Raw genomic sequence first — 22786 nt, forward strand, 5'->3', positions numbered from 1 at the left:
CCGATTACGCAGGTCTAAGACTGCCATGCTCCCGGCCGTCCGTTCGCATCGGCATGGAACTGCCGAGGCTCACCACCGTACGACGGGTACTCGGGCCGACGACCACGGCCCAGTCGTCGGGGGCGGACTGGAGCCAGCCCGCCATCAGCGCGGCGAAGCGGGGGACTTCGCGCGCCAGCTCACTGAGCCGCCGGTCGAAGCGGGTGGCGCCCGCCGGGGTGCGGACGAGGAGCAGCCCGGTGCGGCGGACCAGGTCGCGGGTGCGGATCTCGGTCCGCCGGTCGCAGTCGGCGGCGGCGGCGCGCAGCAGGGCGTCGAGGAGCCGCGGATCGCCGGACCGGTCCTGTTCGTGGCGCAGCAGCACGTCGAGGAGCTCGGTGCGCAGGAGCCGGGAGGCGCCGGTGCCGGGCGCGGCGACGACGGGTGCCAGGGCGCACCGGACCTCCCCGGGCGAGCGCAGGAGCAGGTCCGTGGCGAGGGGGAAGAGGACGGCGCGGGCGGCGGGGCCGTGTTCGAGGCGCCGGTCGACGAAGGCGGCCACCCGTTCGGCGTCCTCGGGGTGACGGCTCGCGTGGTCGCGGACAAGTGCGGCGGCCTGTCGGGCGAGCGCGGGTGTGGTGACCTCGGCCAGCGCGCGCAGCACCTCACCCGCCCTCTCCGGACCGCTGTCGAGTCGTTCACGGAGGGCGGTGATCACCGGCTCGGGGTCGGTGACGAGGGCGGCGGCGAGCGCGTCCGCGGGGACGCTCGGCTCGGCCAGCGCGCGCGGAAGATGGCGGCCACGGGTCAGCGGGTCGCGCACGAGGAGACCGAGCGCGGGGCCGTGTGGTCCGGGGTCGGCGTGGCGGGCCAGCAGGGCGAGCGCGGCGTAGCGCAGCAGCTCGCGGTCGGGTCCGGCGGTGACGTGTCGGGCGACGAGTGCGCCGTACCGCGCCGCCGCGGCCCGCCGGTCGGGACGGGTGTCGTCGTGCGCCCAGCGATCGACCGCCCGGCAGAGGGCGGACGGCTCGTCCTCGGCGAGCGCGGTGAGGAGTCCTTCGGCGAGCGGGTGGGCGGTGGCGATCAGGGCCTCACAGAGGTCGTCGACGGCGAGGCTGCGATGGGTGTGCAGCAGCGCCTGGGCGGCGGTCGCGACGGTGGCGTGCGGGGCGGCGGCCAGCGGTCTGCCGTCGCCGAACCAGCGGCACAGCAGGGGCTGCACGTCGCGGGGCCGCGCGGCCAGCCTCGCGGCCACCGTGTCGAGGTAGCGGGCCGGACGCTCCGGTCCGCCGCACGGGGGGTCGGTGGTCACCAGGCGCCGCAGCAGGTCCACGCGCTCGTCCTCACGGACGCGCAGGGCCTCCCAGAACGAGGGGCCGAAGCGGGCGAACGCCGCCGGGACGCCGGGCCGTCGTCCGGTGCCGTCCGCCGGGCGGGCCTCGGGCCGGGAGCCGGCCGCCGGGCGTCCGTGGGGGCCGCGCGGCTGGGGGACGGTGGGTGCGTCCGGGTCCCCTTCGGGGCGTTCCGGCCGCCTGCGGCCGATGAGGTCGGCCAGCAGACGCAGGACCGGGAGGCACGGCCTGGGGTCGGGAAGCGCGAGGAGGGTGCCGGCGAGCAGGCGCGCCGCCCACCACGCCTCGTCACTTCCGGAGCGGTCCGCGTCCGCGTACCGGTCCAGCGCCCGCGCCAGGCCCTCCAGCCGGGGCAGCAGGGCCTCGGGGCCGCGGTCGCGGGCGAGCAGCAGCAGGGCCTGGAGGACGGGGCCGACGCGGTGGCGCGGGACGGGCGGCGTGGCCCGCTCCGTCCCCGGGCCGGCCGGCCCGGGGACGGCGAGGTGGCGCAGGGCGGCGTCGACGTCCAGGTGGGCGCCCTGGAGCCAGTCGGCGACTTCCTCGTGGCCGAACCGGTAACCGTCCCCGGCCGGGACGACGATTCCCTCGGTCAGCACGGCCCGCGCCCAGCCGTCGCGCCAGGGAAAGAGTTCCTCGAAGGACTCCCGGTCGAGCGCGCCCTGGCCGGGTCCGAGACTGCGGCGGGCGGCCTCGTGGACCCGCCCGGAGACCTTCGCCGCGAGCCGGCGGACGGCGGCGCCCCGCGGGGCGGCCGGGGAGCCGGCGGCGATCCGCACGGCGGTCCGCAGGCACTTCAGGTCCAGGTAGGCGGTGAGGATCTCGTCCCGGCCGGGCCGCCCCGGCACCTCGCCGGGAAGTGCCCGGCGCACCTCGGCGAGCAGCCGCAGCGCGAGCGGGTGCCGGGCGTCCTCGGCGGCCAGGCCGGCGTCGCCCAGTCCGTACCGTCGTCGCGCGGTCCGCGCCTCCGCCTCGGTCAGGTCGCCGAGCGGGACGGGGTCGTCGACGCTTCCCGGCGGGTAGAGCGGGCGGGCCTGTTCCCAGTGCTCCGGCCGGCAGCCGAGTACCAGGCGGGCGCCGTGCGCGCGCAGCCATCGTCCGGTCCCGGTCGTCCACACGGTGAGCCGCTGGGCGAGGCCGGGCGGCATCTCCTCGGGGCCGTCGAGGACGATCAGCAGGGGCCGGCCGGCCTCGCGGGCCAGGGCGGCCACCCGCTGGGGCGTGGCCGTGGTGACGTCGCCGGGCGCGCCGGAGGCGGCGACGACGCGGCTCGCGCGGCCCAGGGCGCGGCCGACGGCGTCGGCCACCGAGTCGTCCCCGTCGCGCAGGTCGGCGCCGCGCAGCCAGACGGTGGGGGCCGGTGTTCCCCGGGCGCGGCGGGCACAGTGCGCGGCGAGGGCGGTGGTCCGGCCGCTGCCGGGAACGCCGACGACGGCGAGGACGAGGGCCGGGCCGTCCGTGAAGCGGGCGAGGCGCCGCGCGCACTCGGCCCGTTCGACCGGTGCGGGGCACGTCGTGGCGGGGGCGGCGGGGCCGGGCGGCTCGGCAGAGCCGGCGAGGTCGGCGGGATCGGCGAAATCGGCGGGATCGGGCGGGAAGGCGTCGCAGTCGGTGGCGGCGGCCGTGGCCGTGGCCGTGAGCTCCAGGACCCCTGCGAGGTTCAGGTCGCGGCCGTGGCAGGGGACGGTGGCGGCGTTGTGGCGGAGCAGTTCGCTGAGGGGCTCCGCCGTCGCCAGGGGCACCGCGTATCCGGCGGCCGGCCGCTCGCCGCGCAGTGTGGTGCCGAGGACGGCGAGCACCGCCCCGGTGGCGGGGTCCAGGACGGGTCCGCCCGCGGCGCCTCCCCCGGGCAGCAGCGCTTCGGCGCCCTCGGTGCCGAGGGCGAGTCCCAGCGCGTCCCGGAGCACATGGAGGTGTCCGCCGGTCCGGTAGGTGACGGAGACGGGTCCCTGGACGCGGGCCTCGCGCCAGCCGTGCGCGGCGATCCGGACGTAGCCGCCGGGCCGGGGCTCGGCCGGGCGGGCGATGGGCAGCGGAGGTACGCCGAGCCCCTCCGTGCGGATGAGTGCCAGACCGTGTGCGGGCAGGGACGTGATGGCGTCCGGGCCGGCGGGGCAGGCACGGCCTCCGGGGGCGTGGACCGCGCATGCGGCGAGTCCGTCGACGGTCTCGTGGCTGGTGACGACCGTTCCCCGGTCGTCGGCGAGGAAGCCGGTCCCGCGGGTCCGGCCCGCCGGATCACAGATCCGCACCAGTGTCGCCAGGTCCCCGCGTGCCATGGTGTCGACGGTAGGTCCGCGGTGATCACCACGAGAAGCACGCGAGGCGAACGCGCCCCCGCACACTCCCCTGGTTCGCTCCGAGCGCCCGCCCGAAGGGGTGAGTGGCGGCGACCGGAGTGGAAAGACAGTCCACGGGGAGGGGCCGTGGGGTGGGCACGCGTGCGTGCCCACCCCACGTTGACCGCCCGCGGACCCGCACGCCGGTGCCCCGGGGGTCGACGTGCCCGCGACGGATCCTCACGGCCTGTCGGCCGAAGGCCACCCGGCAGGCTCTCAGCCGAAGACGGCCAGGCTCCTGGCCTTGCCCTTCTGGTCCTCGACCAGGGCGAGCAGCCGACCGTCGGGACCGAAGACGGCCACCGGACCCGCCGGGTAGGCCGGCATCTCCAGGCGGACGCCGTTCAGCAACAGCCGGGCCCGCCTCTCGTCGACGTCCCAGCGGGGGAACGCCGCCGCGGCGGCGTCGGCGACCGGCATGACCGTGAGCTCCTCCTGGAGCCGCTCCAGGGTCTTCGCCGCGTCCAGTCCGTACGGACCGACCCGGGTCCGGCGCAGCGCGGTCAGGTGACCGCCCACACCGAGTCCGGCGCCGAGGTCGCGGGCGAGGGCCCGGATGTACGTCCCGGAGGAGCAGACCACCGAGACGACGAGGTCGACGACGGGCGTACCGTCCTCGGCGACGGCCTCCCGGACGTCGTACACACGGAACGAGGAGACGGTGACCGGCCGGGCCGGGATCTCGAAGTCCTCGCCGCCGCGGACGCGCGCGTACGAGCGCTTGCCGTCGATCTTGATGGCGGAGACCTTCGACGGCACCTGCATGAGGGCGCCGGTCAGCTCGGCCACGCCGGCGTCGATGCCCTCGCGGGTCACCCCGGAGGCGTCCGCGGAGGCGGTGATCTCACCCTCGGCGTCGTCGGTGACGGTGCTCTGGCCGAGCCGGATCGTGCCGAGGTACTCCTTCTCGGTCAGCGCCAGGTGACCGAGCAGCTTGGTCGCCCGTTCCACACCGAGCACGAGGACGCCCGTCGCCATGGGGTCGAGGGTGCCGGCGTGGCCGACACGACGGGTCCTGGCGATCCCGCGCATCTTGGCCACGACGTCGTGCGAGGTGAAGCCCGACGGCTTGTCGACGATGACGAGGCCGGACAGGGGGCCCCTCCCGGCGGAGGCCGGGGGGGTCTCGTTCTGCTTGCTCATTCGGCGGTCGTGCCGTCCTCGTCCTCGTCCTCGCCCGGCTTGCGGTACGGGTCCGCCCCGCCCGCGTAGGCGGCGCCGGAGGACGCCTCCCGCACCCTGGCGTCCGAGGCCCGCGCCTTGTCGAGCAGGTCCTCGATGGTCTTGGCGGTCTCCGGAAGGGCGTCCGCGACGAAGGTCAGCGTCGGCGTGAACTTCGTCCCGGCGGCGGCACCGACGGCGGAGCGCAGGATGCCCTTGGCGCTCTCCAGGCCGGCCGCGGCGCTGGCCCGCTCCTCGTCGTCCCCGTAGACCGTGTAGAAGACCGTGGCCTCCCGCAGGTCGCCGGTGACGCGGGTGTCCGTGATGGTCACGTGCGTGCCCAGGCGCGGGTCCTTGATGCCGCGCTGCAGCTTCTCGGCGACCACCTCCCGGATGAGGTCCGCCAGCTTCTTCGCCCGCGCGTTGTCGGCCACTGGTCCTTCTCCTCTTTCGTACTTCTCGTACGACTCGTACGTCTCTTGACGCTCTGATTCAGTCTTCGTCGTTGTGGAGCCCGCGTCGAACCGACAGCAGTTCCACCTCCGGCCGGGCGGCGACCAGGCGCTCGCACCGGTCGAGTACGCCGCTGAGGTGCCCGGGGTCCCCCGAGACCATCGCGACGCCGATCCGGGCCCGTCGGTGGAGGTTCTGATCGCCGACCTCCGCCACGCTCAGCCCGAACTTCCGCTGGAGTTCGGCGACGATCGGCTTGACGACGGAGCGCTTCTCCTTCAGCGAACGTACGTCACCGAGGAGCAGATCGAAGGACAGCGTCCCCACATACATGTGTGCCCGGATGTCCCGCCGGTTCGGGTTCAGTGGCCCCGCCGACGACTCGGCAGAGGCTTCGAAACCGACCGTACACGCAACGGCCGGGGCCGATCGACGGAATAGTTTCCGCCGACCGGCCCCGGCTCACTGCGATCAGGCGCGCGGCTTCTCGCGCATCTCGTACGTCGCGATGACGTCGTCGATCTTGATGTCGTTGTAGTTTCCGAGGTTGATACCGCCCTCGAAGCCTTCACGAATCTCGGTGACGTCGTCCTTGAAGCGGCGCAGACCGTGGATGGTGAGGTCCTCCGCGATGACCTTGCCGTCGCGGATGAGGCGCGCCTTGGTGTTGCGCTTGACCTCGCCGGAGCGGATGAGGACACCCGCGATGTTGCCCAGCTTGGACGAGCGGAAGACCTCGCGGATCTCCGCCGTACCGAGCTCGACCTCTTCGTACTCCGGCTTGAGGAGGCCCTTGAGCGCCGCCTCGATCTCCTCGATGGCCTGGTAGATCACCGAGTAGTACCGGACGTCGACACCCTCGCGCTCCGCCATCTGCGCGGCACGGCCGGCCGCACGGACGTTGTAGCCGATGACGATGGCGTCGGAGCCCATCGCCAGGTCGATGTCGGACTCGGTGACCGCACCCACACCACGGTGCAGGACCCGGATGTCGACCTCTTCACCGACGTCGAGCTGGAGCAGCGAGGACTCGAGAGCCTCGACCGCACCGGACGCGTCGCCCTTGATGATGAGGTTGAGTTCCTGGACCAGACCGGCCTTGAGCACCTTGTCGAGGTCCTCGAGGGACACCCGGCGGACGCGCTTGGCGAAGGCGGCGTTACGCTCCCGCGCCGCGCGCTTCTCGGCGATCTGACGGGCCGTACGGTCCTCGTCGACGACCAGCAGGTTGTCGCCGGCACCCGGGACGTTGGTGAGACCCAGGACCAGGACGGGAGTCGACGGGGTCGCCTCCTCGACGTTGTTGCCCTTGTCGTCGAGCATGGCCCGGACGCGGCCGTAGGCGTCGCCGACCACCACGGTGTCGCCGATGCGCAGCGTTCCGCGCTGGACCAGGACGGTCGAGACGGCACCACGACCGCGGTCGAGGTGGGACTCGATCGCGATGCCCTGCGCGTCCTGGTCCGGGTTGGCCCGCAGGTCGAGCGAGGCGTCCGCGGTGAGGACCACGGCCTCCAGCAGAGAGTCGATGTGCAGACCCTGCTTGGCGGAGATGTCGACGAACATCGTGTCGCCGCCGTACTCCTCGGCCACCAGACCGAACTCGGTCAGCTGACCGCGGACCTTGGTCGGGTCCGCGCCCTCGACGTCGATCTTGTTGACCGCGACGACGATCGGGACGCCGGCGGCCTTGGCGTGGTTGAGCGCCTCGATCGTCTGCGGCATCACGCCGTCGTTGGCCGCGACCACGAGGATCGCGATGTCGGTCGACTTCGCACCACGGGCACGCATGGCGGTGAACGCCTCGTGACCCGGGGTGTCGATGAAGGTGATGCGACGCTCTTCACCGTTGACCTCGGTACCCACCTGGTAGGCACCGATGTGCTGGGTGATGCCGCCGGCCTCGCCCGCGACGACGTTGGTCTTGCGGATGGCGTCGAGCAGCCGGGTCTTTCCGTGGTCGACGTGACCCATGACGGTGACGACCGGCGGGCGGGAGACCAGGGCCTCTTCGCCGCCCTCGTCCTCGCCGAACTCGATGTCGAAGGACTCGAGCAGCTCGCGGTCCTCCTCCTCGGGACTCACGATCTGAACGGTGTAGTTCATCTCGTCGCCGAGCATCTGCAGGGTGTCGTCGGAGACGGACTGCGTCGCCGTGACCATCTCGCCGAGGTTCATCATCACCGCGACGAGCGACGCCGGGTTGGCGCCGATCTTCTCGGCGAAGTCGGTGAGGGAGGCACCGCGCGACAGGCGAATGGTCTCGCCGCCGCCGCGGGGCAGCATCACACCGCCGACCGACGGGGCCTGCATGGCCTCGTACTCCTGGCGCCTCTGCCGCTTCGACTTGCGACCACGACGCGCGGGACCGCCGGGACGACCGAAGGCGCCCTGCGTGCCACCACGGCCACCCGGGCCGCCGGGACGACCACCGAAGCCGCCGGGACGACCACCGAAGCCGCCGCCGGGACCACCGGGACGACCGCCGCCGCCACCACCGGGACCACCGGGACGGCCGGCGAAGCCGCCGCCACCGCCACCAGGACCGGCCGGACGGCCGGCGAAGCCGCCGCCACCGGGACGACCACCGCCGCCGCCACCGGGACGACCACCGGGGCCGCCGCCGGGACCACGACCGCCGGGGCCGGGACGCGGGCCGGCAGCGGGACGCTGCGGCATCATGCCCGGGTTCGGACGGTTACCGCCGGGCGCGCCGCCCGGACGGGGGGCCTGCGGACGCGGCATGCCACCGGGGGTGGGACGCGCGCCGCCCTGGCCCTGCGGGCGCGGGGCGCCACCGGGGCCACCCTGCGGACGCGGGGCACCCGGAGCGGCACCGGGGCCGCCGGGACGCGGGGCGCCGCCACCCGGACGGGGCGACTGCGGGCGCGCCATGCCGGTGGAGCCACCCGAGGTGAACGGGTTGTTGCCCGGACGGGGACCGGACGGACGGCCACCGGGACGCGGAGCGCCCTGACCACCCTGCGGACGCTGGCCCTGCTGCCCCGGACGGGGAGCCTGCTGGCCGGGACGCGGAGCGCCCTGACCACCCTGCGGACGCTGGCCCTGCTGCCCCGGACGCGGACCGGCGGCCGGAGCCGCCGTGAACTCGGGGGCGGCCGGGGCCGGGGTGGCCGGCTTGGGCGCGGGCTTCGGGCCCGGGCGGGGGCCCGAGGCGGCCGGAGCCGGGGAAGGGGCGCTGCTCGCCGGGGTGACCGGAGCCGAAGGCGCGGCGGGGGCCGGCTTCGGGGCCGGGGCACCGGGCTTCGGGGCAGCGGGACGTGCCGCGGCGGCCGGAGACGGCGCCGCGGGCTTCGAGGGGGCGGCCTTACGAGGCGCGCCCGGCTTGGCAGCGGACTTGCCGGCGTTGCCGCCGGGCCCCTGCAGTGCATCAGTCAACTTGCGCACGACCGGCGCCTCGATCGTCGAGGACGCCGAACGGACGAATTCACCGAGTTCTTGGAGCTTGGCCATGACGACCTTGCTCTCCACACCGAACTCCTTGGCGAGTTCGTATACCCGGACCTTAGCCACTTCGCTCCTTTTAGGTCCGGTTACCGCCGGACCGTCGCTACTTCATGGGCGTACTCATCGCGTACTCATCGAGTGCTCATCGCAATCTCGACCTACTTCCAACTCGCGAGGTACCTGACCGCACGGTGTTCCGTGCCGTACTTCTTCCTACAGTGGTGCCGCCTGCTCCACGAACCGTCGGACCGACGCCGACTCGAGCGGTTCCCGGACCTTGAAGGCCCTGGAGAACGCCTTGCGGCGGACCGCCAGGTCGAGACAGACCGAGGCGGGGTGCACGTAAGCACCCCGGCCGGGCAGCGTACCGCGCTGGTCGGGGACACATTCACCCTCGACCGCCACGATGCGCAGCAGATCGCTCTTGGCCGCTCGCTCCCGGCATCCCACACAGGTTCGCTCAGGGCATGAGCGGGCAGGCGTCCGGCCAGACACGTTCAAGTCTACCTCCCCGTAACGACCCAACCCGTTGGGGGGAAAGATCGAACGGCTGTTTGTCGTGATCTCACCGTGGCACAACGTCACCTCGGCGCGATCTGTTCCCTCGGAAGGACGTCAGTCCCGGTCGCGACGGTCGGGCCGCTCGGCCCCCGGCTGCTCCGTGTCGGGCCGGATGTCGATGCGCCAGCCGGTGAGCCGGGCGGCCAGCCGGGCGTTCTGGCCCTCCTTGCCGATGGCGAGGGAGAGCTGGTAGTCGGGCACGGTCACCCGGGCCGAACGGGCGGCGAGGTCGACGACCTCGACCTTGGACACCCGGGCCGGGGACAGCGCGTTGGCCACCATCTCCGCCGGGTCGTCCGACCAGTCGACGATGTCGATCTTCTCGCCGAGCAGCTCCGCCATGACGTTGCGGACCCGGCCGCCCATCGGGCCGATGCAGGCGCCCTTGGCGTTCAGACCCGAACGGGTGGCCCGGACGGCGATCTTGGTGCGGTGACCGGCCTCACGCGCGATCGCCGCGATCTCGACCGAACCGTCGGCGATCTCGGGGACCTCCAGCGCGAAGAGCTTCTTCACCAGATTGGGATGGGTGCGCGACAGGGTGACGGACGGGCCGCGGACGCCCTTGGCGACCCGGACGACGTACGTCCGCAGCCGCAGACCGTGCGTGTAGTCCTCGCCCGGCACCTGCTCCTGCACCGGAAGGATGGCCTCGAGCTTGTCGTCCAGCTTCACCAGGACGTTCTTCGGGTCCTTGCCCTGCTGCACCTGGCCGGCGACGACATCGCCCTCACGGCGCGCGTACTCGCCGAAGGTGACGTCGTGCTCGGCGTCCCGCAGCCGCTGCTGGATGACCTGGCGGGCGGTGCTCGCCGCGATCCGGCCGAAGTCCGACGGCGTGTCGTCGAAGTCCTTCGGCTCCTGGCCCTCCTCCAGCTCGGCCGGGTCCTCCTTGGCCCACACGGTCACGTGGCCGGTGTGCCGGTCCAGCTCCACGCGTGCGTGGCGCCGGGCGGAGGGGGTGCGGTGGTAGGCGATGAGGAGGGCCGACTCGATCGCCTCGACCAGCAGGTCGAAGGAGATCTCCTTCTCTTGTGCCAAGCCCTTCAGGAGCTTCACGTCGATGTCCACGGCTACGCCTCCTCTTCCTTCTTGTCCTTGCGGTTGAACTCGATCTCGACACGCGCCTTGGCGATCTCGGCGAACTCCACGCGCCGGGCGGTGGGCTTGCGCCCCTTCACACCGGGCACCTCGAGGTCGAGGCCGTCGTCGTCCACGGTCAGGATCCGCGCGACGACCTCGCCACCGCCGGCGGCGTCCGTCAGCCTCAGCTTGACCAGACGGCCGGTGGCGCGCACGTAGTGGCGGGTCTGCGTCAGGGGGCGGTCGGCGCCGGGTGAGCTGACTTCCAGGACGTACTCGCCCTCGCCCATCGCGTCCGTCTCGTCGAGCTTCTCGGAGATGGCGCGGCTCAGCTCGGCACAGGCGTCCAGCTCCACGCCCTCGTCGCTGTCGACGATGACCCTCAGCAGTCCCCGGCGACCGGCCCGGGACACTTCGATCTCCTCGAGATCGAGGTCCTTCGCGTGGACGAGCGGCTCCAGGAGTCCGCGCAGCCTGTCGCTCTGGGTGGTGCTCATCCGGGTGACTCCTCGGCCGCGTGTGCTGTTGTGGGTTCGTCGCGTGTCAGACCAAAGGGTATCCGGTCCCAGGGGGTGTTGCCGTCCACGCTCCCGGGGCCCACGGGTACGCTCGCCTGCGGTGATCTTCGATCGAGGCCGGAGGAGTGAACGTGGGGCGCACGGGGACGGTGGGCAGGCGTGCGCTGCTGCTGGCCGGGGCGGCGGCGCTCGGCGGCTGCACCGCCGCGCCGGCCCGGGACGCCGGCCCGAAGCCGCTCACCGCGACGGAACGCGCGGCACGCGCCGAAGCGGAGCTGCGGCGGCGGTCGGCGACGGCCGGGCGGGCCCTGCTGGAACGGTACGACCGGGTGCTCGCCGCGCACCCTTCGCTCGCCGCCCGGCTGACGCCGCTGCGGACATCGGCCGCGGCCCACGCGCGGGCGCTGGCCGAGGGGGTGCCCGCCGCGGGTGCCGGTCCGGCCGGCCCCTCCCCCGTGCCCGCCGCGTCCGGCGCCACCGGGCCGGTGACCACCGGACCGACGGGCGCCCCCACGCCCGCCACGGCCACCCCGCCGGTCACCGCGTCACCGGCACCGCCCCCCGTGCCCACCGACCCGGCCGCGGCCCTGCGCGAGCTCGCCGCGGACATACGGCGGACCGCAGAGGCGCACACGGCCGCCCTGCTCGACGCCCCGCCCGAGTACGCCCGGCTGCTCGCCTCGGTGGCGGCGGCCGGCGCGGCGCACGTCTATCTGCTGACCGAGGGAGGCCGGCCGTGAGCGACCAGGACACCGCGCTCGCCGCCGCCCAGGCCGCGCTCGCCGCGGAACACGCGGCGGTCTACGGATACGGTGTCGTCGGCGGCCGGATCGGCCTCGGACGGCGGCCGGAGGCCACCGCGGCCCACACCGGCCACCGGGCCCGCCGGGACGTGTTGCGGCGGACCGTACGGGACCTGGGCGGCGAGCCGGTCGCCGCGGCGGCCGGCTACGCCCTGCCGTTCCCGGTGCCCGACGCCGACGCCGCGGTCCGGCTCGCGACCGCTCTGGAGGACGGTGTCGCCGGGGCGTACGCCGATCTCGTGCGGGCCTCGACGGGACCGCTGCGACGGGACGCGGCGGCGGCGCTCGGCGAGGCCGCGGTCCGGGCCGTCCGCTGGCGCGGCAGCGACGTAACCTTTCCTGGGCTCGCCGAGCGGGTCTGAGCCGCTCGGCCCCGACCGGACTTCTCCGAACTGCGAAGGAACAACGCACGCATGGCTTTCGAACCGCCGCAGCGACTCGTGCGGGCGCTGGGCGAGACGTACGGGGAGGCCGTCGCGGCCGAGTGGCTCGGGAGACTCCCCGGACTCGCCCACAGCGCGGTGGAGCACTCCGCCACGGAGGTCGAGCGGACGGTGGCCCCCGGCGGACGGGGCAGCCTGGTGCTGCTCGTCCGGCGGCCGGACGGCACCCCCGCGGCGCTGAAGATCGCGCCCTCCGCCGCCCGGCCGGACGCCGAGGCCCGGGCGCTGGCGCACTGGGACGGCTGGGGCGCCGTCCGGCTGCTCGACACGGCCGACGACGGCTCACTCGTACTCGAACGGCTGCACCCGGAGGTGTCCCTGCGCTCCCTTCCCGAGGCGAAGGCGCTGCTGGAGGCAGCCGGGATCGTGCGGCGGCTCTGGGTCGAGCCGCCCGCGGAGCACGGCTTCGAGACGGTCGCCGACCGTACGTCCGCGCAGGCCACGGCCATGGAGCCGCACCGCGCCGATCCAGCGGCCGGCGCCCTGACGGAAACGGCGCTGGAGACGCGCGCCGCACTGGTCGCCCACTCCCCCGAGACCCTGCTGCTGCACGGTTGCTTCCGGCAGGGCAAGGTCCTGGCGGGTGACCGGGCGCCCTGGCTGGCCGTCGGCCCCGAACCCCTGGTCGGTGAGCGCGCCTACGACCTGGCGCGCCTGGCGAGGGACCGGGTCGAGGACCTGGTGGCGGCCTCGGCGGGGGCCTCGGCGGCCCGTCGGCGGGTGAACCGGCTGGCGGACTCGCTGGAGGTGGACCGCGAGCGGCTGCGGGGCTGGACCCTGTTCCGGGCGGTCGAGTCGGGCACCCGGGCCCTGACGGCGGGGCGGAGGCAGGACGCCGAGTTGCTGCTGGAGTTCGCCGGCTGGCTGTGACCGGGGCGGTTCGGCCGGGCCCGGAGTCCGGGTGGCGAGGGCGCTTTCCGGGGCCCTCCACAGGGGAATAACCTGGATGTAATGCTCGAATCGGACGCCCGTCAGGGGGTCGTGATGATCGAAGTGCTGTTGACGGTGGCAGCGGTGGTGGCCGCCACGGCGGCGGTGTACACGGCCGCGGCGCTGCGTGTGGTGAAGCAGTACGAACGAGGCGTCGTGTTCCGTCTCGGGCGGCTCGCGGACACGGTGCGGACCCCCGGCCTGACCATGATCGTCCCGGTGGTCGACCGCCTGCACAAGGTGAACCTCCAGATCGTCACGCTGCCGGTGCCGGCCCAGGAGGGCATCACCCGGGACAACGTGACCGTGCGGGTGGACGCGGTGGTGTACTTCAAGGTGGTCGACGCGGCGGACGCGCTCGTCCGCGTGGAGGACTACCGGTTCGCGGTCTCCCAGATGGCACAGACCTCGCTGCGGTCCATCATCGGCAAGAGCGATCTGGACGACCTGCTGTCCAACCGCGAGAAGCTCAACCAGGGCCTCGAACTGATGCTGGACAGTCCCGCCATGGGCTGGGGCGTCGCCATCGACCGCGTCGAGATCAAGGACGTTTCGCTGCCGGAGACGATGAAACGTTCGATGGCCCGGCAGGCGGAGGCGGACCGTGAGCGCCGCGCCCGGGTGATCAACGCGGACGCGGAGCTGCAGGCATCGAAGAAGCTCGCGGAGGCGGCGGCGGTGATGTCGGACCAGCCGGCGGCGCTGCAGCTGCGGCTGCTGCAGACGGTGGTGGCGGTGGCGGCCGAGAAGAACTCGACGCTGGTGCTGCCGTTCCCGGTGGAGCTGCTGCGCTTCCTGGAACGCGCCTCGCAGAGCCAGCCCGCCGCGGGGCCCGTACAGGAGCCCCTGCCGGGTGTGGCCCCCGCGTCGCCCCCGGAGGGGCTCGCGGACGCCCTGGGCTCCGGCGGAGGCAGCAGCCTGACCGCGCGGCCCGGGGGCGGCCCGGACGTCGTGGGCGCCGACGGCGCGGCGCACGTCACCCGGGTCGAGGATCTGGCGGGCGCGCCGGTCGACCCGGCGCCGCCGGAGGGCTGACGCGGACCGCACGGACGCAGGGCGGTGCGGACGGGGCCGTCGCCCCGTCCGCACCGCCCTGCGGTGTCCGGTCCGTCAGGCGCTCAGGCGCGCGATCGCCTCGTCGACGGTCAGCTCCTCGCGCTCGCCGGTGCGGCGGTCCTTGAGCTCGACGACGCCCTCGGCCGAGCGGCGGCCGGCGACGAGGATCTTCGGGACGCCGATGAGTTCGGCGTCGGTGAACTTCACACCCGGGGAGACGCCCGCACGGTCGTCGACCAGGACGCGCAGACCGGCGGCCTTCAGCTTCTCGGAGACCTCCAGCGCCAGCTCGGTCTGGAGCGCCTTGCCGGCCGCGACGACGTGGACGTCGGCCGGGGCGACCTCGGCCGGCCAGCACAGGCCCTTGTCGTCGGCGTGCTGCTCGGCGAGGGCCGCGACGGCGCGCGAGACGCCGATGCCGTACGAGCCCATGGTCACGCGGACAGGCTTGCCGTTCTGGCCCAGCACGTCGAGCTGGAAGGCGTCGGCGTACTTGCGGCCGAGCTGGAAGATGTGGCCGATCTCGATCGCGCGGTCCATCTTCAGGCCGGTGCCGCAGGCGGGGCACGGGTCGCCCTCTTCGACCACGACGACGTCGAGGTAGTCGTCGACCTCGAAGTCACGGCCGGCGACGACGTTGCGGGCGTGCCTTCCCTCCTGGTTGGCACCGGTGATCCAGGCGGTGCCGGGGGCGATGCGCGGGTCGGCGATGAAGCGGACCTTCTCCAGTCCCTGGGGGCCGACGTAGCCCTTGACCAGGTCGGGACGGCCGACGAAGTCCTCGGCGGTGACGAGCTCGACGACGGCCGGGGCCAGGTGGTCCTCCAGCTTGCCGAGGTCCACCTCGCGGTCGCCCGGGACGCCGATGCCGACGATCTCTCCGTCGACCTTGACCAGCAGGTTCTTCAGCGTCTCGGACGCCTGGACACCGAGGTGCGCGGCGAGCGTCTCGATGGTCGGGGTGTCAGGGGTGTCCAGCACCTCGACCGGGGCGTGCGCGGAGCCGTCCGCGGCCTCGGCGGAGAAGGTGACGGCCTCGGTGTTCGCGGCGTAGGCGCAGTTCGGGCAGTACACGAAGGTGTCCTCCCCGGCCGCGGCCGGGGCGAGGAACTCCTCGGAGGCCGAGCCGCCCATGGCACCGGAGATCGCGGAGACGATCTTGTGCTCCAGGCCGAGTCGCTCGAAGATCCGGACGTACGCCTGGCGGTGCAGGGCGTATGCCTCGGCCAGCCCCTCGTCAGTGGTGTCGAAGGAGTAGGAGTCCTTCATCTGGAACTCACGGCCGCGCAGGATGCCCGAGCGCGGGCGTGCCTCGTCGCGGTACTTCGTCTGGATCTGGTACAGGATGACCGGCAGGTCCTTGTAGGACGTGCACTGGTCCTTGACGAGCTGGGTGAAGATCTCCTCGTGGGTGGGGCCCAGGAGGTAGTCGCCGCCCTTGCGGTCCTGGAGGCGGAACAGCTCGGCGCCGTACTCCTCCCAGCGGCCGGACGCCTCGTAGGGCTCCTTCGGCAGCAGGGCGGGCAGCAGGACCTCCTGGCCGCCGATCTCGTCCATCTCCTCGCGGACGACACGGCTGACGTTCTCCAGCACCTTCTTGCCGAGCGGCAGCCAGGACCAGATGCCCGCGGCGTTGCGGCGGACGTAGCCGGCGCGGACGAGCAGTTTGTGGCTGAGCGTCTCGGCGTCCGCCGGGTCGTCGCGCAGTGTCTTGACCATCAACCGGGACATGCGCTGGACCTGGGCCATGGGGAACTCTCCTGCGGTGAAAAGTGTGATGGCTAGGAGGTTAGCCGGGTGGCCCCGGGTGGGTGAAATCAGTTCCGGCGCGGAAGCGGCAGCGGCGCGCCCATCACGGCGTAGGGACGGGGCGCGCTCGGGAAGTGGACCTGCCGGGCGAGGTCGGTGTAGCCGAGGGACCGGTAGAGGCCGCGGGCCGGGCTCTCGGTGTCGATGGCGGAGAGGATCGAGCGGGGCTGGAGGGCGCCGTCGGTGAGGGTGGTGATCAGGGCGCGGCCCACGCCCCGGCCCTGGAAGCCGGGGTGGACGTGGAGTTCGGTGATGACGAAGGAGTCGTCGAGCCAGTCCGCGGTGCCCGTGGCGCGCAGGTAGGGCTCGACGATGGAGGACCACCAGTGGGCGCGGTCGTTGGGCATTCCGTAGACGAAGCCGACGAGGCGGCCGCCGCGGGTGGTGGCGCCGTAGGCCCTGGCGCCTGGGCTGAGCAGGTGGCGGAGGACGATGTGCCGGCGTACGACGATCTCGTCCTCGCTGAGCCCGAAGGCGACGGCCTGGACGGTGAGGGCGTCGTCCACGCGTGCGGCGAGATCGACCGGTCCGATCATGACGTCGTCATCCATGCGCGCACCTTACAAGTGGATCAGAAGAGCACGCTCATGAAGGCGCCGACCTCGCGGAAGCCGACGCGGCGGTAGGCGGCCCTGGCGGGGGCGTTGTAGTCGTTGACGTACAGGCTGACCAGGGGGGCGACGTCGGCGAGGGCGAGGCGGAGCACAGCGGCCATACCGGTCTCGGACAGGCCCTTGCCGCGGTGTTCGGGAGCGACCCAGACGCCCTGGATCTGGCAGGCCCGGGAGGTGGCGGCCCCGATCTCGGCCTTGAAGACGACCCTGCCGTCCTCGATGCGGGCGAAGGAGCGGCCGGTGCCGACGAGCTCGGCGACCCGGGCCTGGTAGAGCAGTCCGCCGTCGCCGGACATCGGGGAGACGCCGACCTCCTCGGTGAACATCGACACGCAGGCGGGCATGATCACGTCCATCTCGTGCCTGCCGACGCGACGGACCAGGGGGTCGGGTTCGATCTCGGCGGAGGGGGCGTCGGCGACCATCAGCGGCTGGTGGGCGCGGACGTCGCGGGCGGGGCCCCAGCCGGGCTCCAGGAGGCGCCAGAGCCGGGCGGTGGGTTCGGCGGGGCCGACGATGGAGGAGCAGCGCCGTCCGGCGCGGCGGGCCCGGTCGGCGAAGGCCCGGACGGCCTCCGGGGTGGCGCAGAGCGGGACCAGGTTGGCGCCGGAGTAGCACAGCGAGCGCAGCCGGCCGTCGGCGTACCAGCCCCACATCTCGCCGCCGAGGCGCCAGGGGTCGAGCCCGGCGGCCTTGACACGGGCGGTGACGAAGGCGTTCTCGACGGGGGCGCTCTCCAGGACGGCGAGCGCGGCGTCGAGGTCGGCGGGTTCGAGGACCCGGGTGGTGGTCTGCGTCAACACGAGGGGGCCTCACCGTACGGTCTGCTGATTCTCCGCACTGTACCCGGCCGGTCGCGCGGGTGTCGGGCGGGCGGACGAACCTCGCCAGGGGAACGCCGGAGCCCCTGCCGTCCGGGGACGGGCAGGGGCCCGGGGTGGTTTCCGCGTGGTCAGCCCGCGACGGCGACGGTGGGCTCGCCGCTGGTCACACCGTCCTTCTCCATCTGCTCGGCGATCTTCATCGCCTCTTCGATCAGGGTCTCGACGATCTTCGACTCCGGGACGGTCTTGATGACCTCGCCCTTCACGAAGATCTGGCCCTTGCCGTTGCCGGAGGCGACTCCGAGGTCGGCTTCGCGGGCCTCGCCCGGACCGTTGACGACGCAGCCCATGACCGCGACCCGCAGCGGGACCTCCATGCCGTCCAGGCCCGCGGTGACCTCTTCGGCGAGCTTGTACACGTCGACCTGGGCACGGCCGCAGGACGGGCAGGAGACGATCTCCAGGCGGCGCTGGCGGAGGTTCAGCGACTCCAGGATCTGGATGCCGACCTTGATCTCCTCGGCCGGCGGGGCCGACAGGGAGACGCGGATGGTGTCGCCGATGCCCTCGGCGAGCAGTGCGCCGAAGGCGACGGCCGACTTGATCGTGCCCTGGAACGCCGGGCCGGCCTCGGTGACGCCGAGGTGCAGCGGGTAGTCGCACTGGGCGGCGAGCTGACGGTAGGCGTTGACCATCACGACCGGGTCGTTGTGCTTGACCGAGATCTTGATGTCGCGGAAGCCGTGCTCCTCGAAGAGGGACGCCTCCCACAGGGCGGACTCGACGAGCGCCTCGGGGGTGGCCTTGCCGTACTTCTTGAGCAGGCGGGCGTCGAGCGAACCGGCGTTGACGCCGATCCGGATCGGGGTGCCGGCCTCGGAGGCCGCCTTGGCGATCTCCTTGACCTTGTCGTCGAACTGCTTGATGTTGCCCGGGTTGACCCGGACCGCCGCGCAGCCGGCGTCGATGGCCGCGAACACGTACTTCGGCTGGAAGTGGATGTCCGCGATGACCGGGATCTGGGACTTCTTCGCGATCACCGCGAGGGCGTCCGCGTCGTCCTGCGTGGGGCACGCCACCCGGACGATCTGGCAGCCCGAGGCGGTCAGCTCGGCGATCTGCTGCAGCGTGGCGCCGATGTCGGAGGTACGGGTCGTCGTCATCGACTGCACCGAGACGGGTGCGTCACCGCCGACGGCGACGGTGCCGACCTGGATCTGGCGGCTCTTGCGCCGCTCGGCGAGCCGGGTCGGAACGGTCGGGATACCGAGAGAAATCGCGGTCATCTGAAGTGCAACCTCGAGGTTGTGCGTCGGCGGGCTCGGGTCTCCGAGGTTACCGCCCTCGGGGGAAGGGGCCGGACACCGGCGGTGTCCGGCCCTTCACGGGTCAGGTCAGCTTCACCGGGTTGACGATGTCGGCGGCGAGGACGAGCAGGGTGAAGCAGACGAAGACACCCGCCACCACGTAGGCGGCCGGCATCAGCTTGGCCACGTCGAACGGCCCCGGGTCGGGGCGCTTGAAGATCCGGGCGGCCTGGCGGCGTACGGACTCCCACAGGGCGCCCGCGATGTGGCCGCCGTCGAGCGGCAGCAGCGGGAGCATGTTGAAGAGGAACAGCGAGACGTTGAACATGACCAGTACGTTCATGAACATCACGAGGATCCGCTCCGGCGGGGCCTCGACGGTCATGAGCTCTCCGGTGAGCCGGGCGGCGCCGAAGACGCCGACCGGGGAGTCCGCGGCCCGTTCGCCGTCGCCGAAGGTGGCGTTCCAGAGACCGGGGATCTTGCCGGGCAGGGCGAGGACCGAGTGGACGCCGTTCGCCATCAGGTCGGTCATCCGGTCGGTGGTCTCGCCGAAGGTGAGGGGCGCGACCTCCGTCTGGGAGGCGAAGCCGAGGTAGCCGGCCTTCACGTACTGCACGGGCTGGACGACCCGGCCGTCCTCGTCCTTCTTGAGGACCTCGTTGGCGACGAGGTTCGCGTTCAGGTCGAGGCGTCGGCCGTCCCGCTCCACGGTGACGGTGGCGGGGCCGATGGTGTCGCGGATCCGGTCGGAGAGCGTGTTCCAGTCGTCCACCGGGGTTCCGTCGAAGGCGACGATCCGGTCGCCCTGCGCGAGTCCCGCCTGGTGGGCCGGGGACTCCGGGTCTCCGGACCGGCAGCTGTCGCGCTTCTCGCTCTGGTCGATGACGCACTTCTGGACGCCGGCGACCTTCGTCGTCTGGCCCTCGATGCCCAGGGTCATCATCGAGCCGAAGAAGAGCGCCGCCGCCAGGACCAGGTTCATGAAGGGTCCGGCGAACATGACGATCACGCGCTTCCACGGCTTGCGCGTGTAGAAGAGCCGGTCCTCGTCGCCGGGCTGGAGCTCCTCGAACGACGCCTCGCGGGCGTCCTCGATCATGGACCGCCAGGGCGAGGTGGAGCGGGCCTCGATCCGGCCGTCGTCGCCGGGCGGGAACATCCCGATCATGCGGATGTAGCCGCCGGCCGGGATGGCCTTGATGCCGTACTCGGTCTCGCCCCGCCTCCTCGACCAGAGGGTGGGGCCGAATCCGACCATGTACTGCGGCACGCGGATGCCGAACAGCTTGGCCGTGGACAGGTGGCCGAGTTCGTGCCACGCGATGGAGACGAGCAGTCCCAGCGCGAACAGCGCGATGCCGAGGATGTACAGGAGTACGGTCATGCGCGCGCCTCCGCGGTCGCCTTCGCTGCGAGTGGTGCCAGTTCGCGGGCCCGGGCGCGGGCCCAGGTCTCCGCTTCGAGGACGTCGGACACCGTCAGGGAGGTTCCCCGGGCGGGGGTGCCGTGTTCGGTGACGACTGCCGTGACCGTATCCATGATTCCGGTGAAGGGCAGCCGTCCGGCGAGAAACGCGGCGACGCACTCCTCGTTCGCGGCGTTGAAGACGGCCGGTGCGGTGCCGCCGAGTCCGCCGACGTGCCGGGCGAGTCCGACCGACGGGAATGCCTCCGTGTCGAGCGGGAAGAACTCCCAGGTGGAGGCTCGGGACCAGTCGAAGGCGGGCGCCGCGTCCGGGACGCGCTCGGGCCAGCCGATGCCGACGGCGATCGGCCCGCGCATGTCCGGCGGGGTGGCCTGGGCGAGCGTGGAGCCGTCCGTGAACTCGACCATCGAGTGGACGTACGACTGGGGGTGGACGACGACCTCGATCCGCTCGAAGGGGATGTCGTAGAGGAGGTGTGCCTCGATGACCTCCAGGCCCTTGTTGACCAGCGTGGCGCTGTTGACCGTGATGACCGGTCCCATGGCCCAGGTCGGGTGCGCGAGCGCGTCCTCACGGGTGACGTGCGCCAGCTCCGCGCGCGTACGGCCGCGGAAGGGGCCACCGGAGGCCGTGACCACCAGCTTGCGGACATCGGCCCGGGTGCCGGCCGCCAGTGCCTGGAAGAGGGCGGCGTGCTCGGAGTCGACGGGGATGATCTGGCCGGGCCTGGCCACCGCCTTCACCAGCGGGCCGCCGACGATCAGCGACTCCTTGTTGGCGAGGGCGAGCGTGCGGCCGGCCTCGAGCGCGGCGAGGGTCGGTGCGAGGCCGATGGAGCCGGTGATGCCGTTGAGCACCGTGTGGCACGGCGAGGCGGCGAGAGCGGTGGCCGCGTCGGGCCCGGCGAGGATCTCGGGGAGCGGCTCGGAGCCGTACCGCCCCGCGAGCGCCTCGCGGAGCTCCGGCACCACGTCTTCGCGGGCGACGGCGACCCGGGCGACCCTCAGCCGGTGCGCCTGCTCGGCGAGCAGGCCGACCCGCCCGCCGGAGGCGGCGAGGGCGGTGACGCGGAAGCGGTCGGGGTTGCGCAGGACCAGGTCGATGGCCTGCGTGCCGATGGACCCGGTGGAGCCGAGGACGACGATGTCCCGGCGGCCTTCGGCTGGATCGAAGGCGATGTGCGGGTCGGCGAGAGGAGAGGGGCGGTCGCTCATGCCCCCCATTCTTGCCCCAAAGGCCGGACGGTCCGACAGCGCGTCCGCCCCGGACCGTACGCGACCTTCCCGGCGCGGTCCCTCGGGACCCCGCGCCGGGAGAGTCGCGCGCGCTCCCCGTGTCGGCCGGCGGGGCTTGTCGGCGTCCCGCGCACCGGCTCGGGCGGGCCCGGTCAGACGCCGCCGCGGAACTCCTCGAACACGCGGTGGAACTCGGGGAAGGTCTTGCGCACACAGCCCGGGTCGTCGAAGGTGACGCCGGGCGCGCGCAGCCCGGTGACCGCGAAGGACATCACGATCCGGTGGTCACCGTGGGTGGCGATCTCGACGCCCGCTCCGTCGGGGGTGCCGGGCCAGATCTCGATCCAGTCGGGCCCGGTGGCGACGTCGACACCCATCCGGCGCAGGTTCTCCGCGCAGGCGTCGAGACGGTCGCACTCCTTGACGCGGGTGTTGGCGACGTCCTCGATGCGGACCGGTCCGTCGGCGAAGGGCGCGATCGCGGCCAGCGTCGGCATGGTGTCGGAGATGTCGCGCATGTTGACGGTGAGGCCGCGCAGGGTGCCGGTGCCCCGGACGGTGGTGCCGGACGCGGTCACGTCCACCTCCGCGCCCATCCGGCGCAGGACGTCGACGAAGCCGAGGTCGCCCTGGAGCGCGCCGGTGCCGAGGCCGGGGACGGTGACGGCACGGCCGGCTTCGAGGGCTGCGGCGGCGAAGAAGTAGCTGGAGGTGGAGGCGTCCGGCTCGATGGCGTAGGTGGTGGCGCGGTAGCCGGTGGGGGCGACACGGTAGGTGCGGTCCTCGCGGGTCACCTCGGCGCCGAAGGCTCGCATCATGGCGAGGGTGATCTCGACGTACGGCTCCGAGACGAGGTCGGTGACGGTGATGTCGAGGCCCTCGGCGGTGAGCGGGCCGAGCATGAGAAGCGCGGTGAGGTACTGGGAGGACTGGCCCGCGTCCAGGGTGAGCGCGCCGCCCTTGATGCCGTCGGCGTGGACCGTGACGGGGTGGTGGCCCTCGGCCAGCGGATGGCGCAGGTCCACACCGAGGGTGCGCAGCGCGGTGGTGAGGGGCCCGAGCGGGCGGCGGCGCATCTGCGCGGAGGCGTCGAAGCGGAAGGTGCCGTGGCCCGCGGCGGCGAGGGTGGGCAGGAAACGGGCGGTGGTGGCGCCGTCGCGGCAGTACACGTCCGCGTCCTCCGCTCCGGGTCCTTCGGGGCGGCCTTCGATGTGCCAGGCCCCCGCTTCCCGGCGGACCTCGTAGCCGAGGGCACTCAGCCCCTCGGCGAAGCCCTCGGTGTCGTCCGAGACGAGGGGCTTGAGGAGGGTGGTCGTCCCGTGCGCCGCCGCGGCGAGGAAGAGCGCGCGGGCGGTGACGGACTTGGAGCCGGGGATGTCGATGACGGTCACGGCACCATGGTGCCGTGCGCGGGGGCGTCTCGGG

General features: G+C 73.1%; 19 protein-coding genes. 4 read left to right on the plus strand and 15 right to left on the minus strand.

The genetic code is table 11. From position 1 onward, the window contains the following. Positions 1–4: 4 nt before the first annotated feature. The 8 genes from OG393_RS07460 to rimP form a co-directional block, all read right to left on the minus strand. Positions 5–3607 carry a trypsin-like peptidase domain-containing protein gene (locus OG393_RS07460; RefSeq protein ID WP_327373843.1) on the minus strand — a complete coding sequence of 1201 codons (3603 nt, stop codon included), beginning with the start codon at positions 3605–3607 and terminating at the stop codon, positions 5–7. 276 nt (positions 3608–3883) lie between these two features. Then, positions 3884–4810, minus strand: coding sequence for a tRNA pseudouridine(55) synthase TruB (truB, locus tag OG393_RS07465; RefSeq protein ID WP_327373844.1), 927 nt, complete (start codon positions 4808–4810; stop codon positions 3884–3886). Next, entirely contained in the window at positions 4807–5262 is a 456-nt protein-coding gene (gene rbfA, locus OG393_RS07470; RefSeq protein WP_327373845.1) for a 30S ribosome-binding factor RbfA, read from the minus strand. Before rbfA ends, truB begins: the two co-directional genes overlap by 4 nt. A 58-nt stretch (positions 5263–5320) precedes the next feature. Next, a complete protein-coding gene (locus OG393_RS07475) occupies positions 5321–5614 on the minus strand; it encodes a DUF503 domain-containing protein (protein ID WP_327373846.1) in 294 nt (97 codons plus the stop codon). A 138-nt stretch (positions 5615–5752) separates the two neighbouring features. Next, positions 5753–8815, minus strand: a complete 3063-nt coding sequence (gene infB / locus OG393_RS07480) for a translation initiation factor IF-2 (RefSeq protein WP_327373847.1) — start codon at positions 8813–8815, stop codon at positions 5753–5755. A gap of 147 nt (positions 8816–8962) precedes the next feature. Then, a complete protein-coding gene (locus OG393_RS07485) occupies positions 8963–9244 on the minus strand; it encodes a YlxR family protein (protein ID WP_327378341.1) in 282 nt (93 codons plus the stop codon). Positions 9245–9364: 120 nt separating this feature from the next. After that, positions 9365–10381, minus strand: coding sequence for a transcription termination factor NusA (gene nusA / locus OG393_RS07490; protein ID WP_327373849.1), 1017 nt, complete (start codon positions 10379–10381; stop codon positions 9365–9367). A gap of 2 nt (positions 10382–10383) precedes the next feature. Next, complete coding sequence (gene rimP / locus OG393_RS07495; RefSeq protein ID WP_327373850.1) at positions 10384–10890, minus strand: ribosome maturation factor RimP; 507 nt, start codon at positions 10888–10890, stop codon at positions 10384–10386. A gap of 152 nt (positions 10891–11042) precedes the next feature. On the opposite strand from rimP, the gene OG393_RS07500 reads away from it, so the two are divergent. The 4 genes from OG393_RS07500 (at position 11043) to OG393_RS07515 (ending at position 14122) form a co-directional block, all read left to right on the plus strand. Beyond that, positions 11043–11651, plus strand: a complete 609-nt coding sequence (locus tag OG393_RS07500) for a hypothetical protein (RefSeq protein WP_327373851.1) — start codon at positions 11043–11045, stop codon at positions 11649–11651. After that, complete coding sequence (locus OG393_RS07505; protein ID WP_327373852.1) at positions 11648–12076, plus strand: ferritin-like domain-containing protein; 429 nt, start codon at positions 11648–11650, stop codon at positions 12074–12076. The genes OG393_RS07500 and OG393_RS07505 overlap by 4 nt, the downstream gene beginning before the upstream one ends. 51 nt (positions 12077–12127) lie before the next feature. Beyond that, a complete protein-coding gene (locus tag OG393_RS07510) occupies positions 12128–13027 on the plus strand; it encodes an aminoglycoside phosphotransferase family protein (protein WP_327373853.1) in 900 nt (299 codons plus the stop codon). 114 nt (positions 13028–13141) lie between these two features. Beyond that, entirely contained in the window at positions 13142–14122 is a 981-nt protein-coding gene (locus OG393_RS07515; protein ID WP_327378342.1) for a slipin family protein, read from the plus strand. A gap of 75 nt (positions 14123–14197) precedes the next feature. Here the strand turns inward: OG393_RS07515 and OG393_RS07520 are convergent, their stop codons facing one another. From OG393_RS07520 to aroA, 7 genes are all read right to left on the minus strand, one after another. Then, positions 14198–15892 carry a proline--tRNA ligase gene (locus OG393_RS07520; protein WP_327373854.1) on the minus strand — a complete coding sequence of 565 codons (1695 nt, stop codon included), beginning with the start codon at positions 15890–15892 and terminating at the stop codon, positions 14198–14200. A 68-nt stretch (positions 15893–15960) separates the two neighbouring features. After that, positions 15961–16503: a GNAT family N-acetyltransferase gene (locus tag OG393_RS07525; RefSeq protein WP_327373855.1), complete on the minus strand. Its 543-nt coding sequence runs from the start codon at positions 16501–16503 to the stop codon at positions 15961–15963. 20 nt (positions 16504–16523) lie between these two features. Next, complete coding sequence (locus OG393_RS07530; RefSeq protein WP_327373856.1) at positions 16524–17369, minus strand: GNAT family N-acetyltransferase; 846 nt, start codon at positions 17367–17369, stop codon at positions 16524–16526. 149 nt (positions 17370–17518) lie between these two features. Beyond that, positions 17519–18676 carry a flavodoxin-dependent (E)-4-hydroxy-3-methylbut-2-enyl-diphosphate synthase gene (gene ispG, locus OG393_RS07535; protein WP_327373857.1) on the minus strand — a complete coding sequence of 386 codons (1158 nt, stop codon included), beginning with the start codon at positions 18674–18676 and terminating at the stop codon, positions 17519–17521. Positions 18677–18779: 103 nt separating this feature from the next. Further along, positions 18780–20084: a M50 family metallopeptidase gene (locus OG393_RS07540; protein ID WP_327373858.1), complete on the minus strand. Its 1305-nt coding sequence runs from the start codon at positions 20082–20084 to the stop codon at positions 18780–18782. Continuing rightward, on the minus strand, positions 20081–21340 hold the full coding sequence (gene dxr, locus OG393_RS07545) for a 1-deoxy-D-xylulose-5-phosphate reductoisomerase (RefSeq protein WP_327373859.1): 1260 nt from the start codon (positions 21338–21340) through the stop codon (positions 20081–20083). The genes OG393_RS07540 and dxr overlap by 4 nt, the downstream gene beginning before the upstream one ends. Before the next feature lie 173 nt (positions 21341–21513). Beyond that, positions 21514–22752, minus strand: a complete 1239-nt coding sequence (gene aroA, locus OG393_RS07550) for a 3-phosphoshikimate 1-carboxyvinyltransferase (RefSeq protein WP_327373860.1) — start codon at positions 22750–22752, stop codon at positions 21514–21516. Positions 22753–22786: the final 34 nt, after the last annotated feature.

The organism is Streptomyces sp. NBC_01216, assembly GCF_035994945.1.
GTDB lineage: Bacteria > Actinomycetota > Actinomycetes > Streptomycetales > Streptomycetaceae > Streptomyces.

Bases quoted from the DNA above. Each gene is read 5' to 3' on its own strand.
- OG393_RS07510 (WP_327373853.1), top strand. From the start codon at position 12,128: ATGGCTTTCGAACCGCCGCAGCGACTCGTGCGGGCGCTGGGCGAGACG.
- OG393_RS07475 (WP_327373846.1), bottom strand. From the start codon at position 5,614: ATGTATGTGGGGACGCTGTCCTTCGATCTGCTCCTCGGTGACGTACGT.
- OG393_RS07525 (WP_327373855.1), bottom strand. From the start codon at position 16,503: ATGGATGACGACGTCATGATCGGACCGGTCGATCTCGCCGCACGCGTG.
- dxr (WP_327373859.1), bottom strand. From the start codon at position 21,340: ATGAGCGACCGCCCCTCTCCTCTCGCCGACCCGCACATCGCCTTCGAT.
- OG393_RS07520 (WP_327373854.1), bottom strand. From the start codon at position 15,892: ATGGCCCAGGTCCAGCGCATGTCCCGGTTGATGGTCAAGACACTGCGC.
- truB (WP_327373844.1), bottom strand. From the start codon at position 4,810: ATGAGCAAGCAGAACGAGACCCCCCCGGCCTCCGCCGGGAGGGGCCCC.
- OG393_RS07460 (WP_327373843.1), bottom strand. From the start codon at position 3,607: ATGGCACGCGGGGACCTGGCGACACTGGTGCGGATCTGTGATCCGGCG.
- OG393_RS07515 (WP_327378342.1), top strand. From the start codon at position 13,142: ATGATCGAAGTGCTGTTGACGGTGGCAGCGGTGGTGGCCGCCACGGCG.
- ispG (WP_327373857.1), bottom strand. From the start codon at position 18,676: ATGACCGCGATTTCTCTCGGTATCCCGACCGTTCCGACCCGGCTCGCC.
- rimP (WP_327373850.1), bottom strand. From the start codon at position 10,890: ATGAGCACCACCCAGAGCGACAGGCTGCGCGGACTCCTGGAGCCGCTC.
- OG393_RS07540 (WP_327373858.1), bottom strand. From the start codon at position 20,084: ATGACCGTACTCCTGTACATCCTCGGCATCGCGCTGTTCGCGCTGGGA.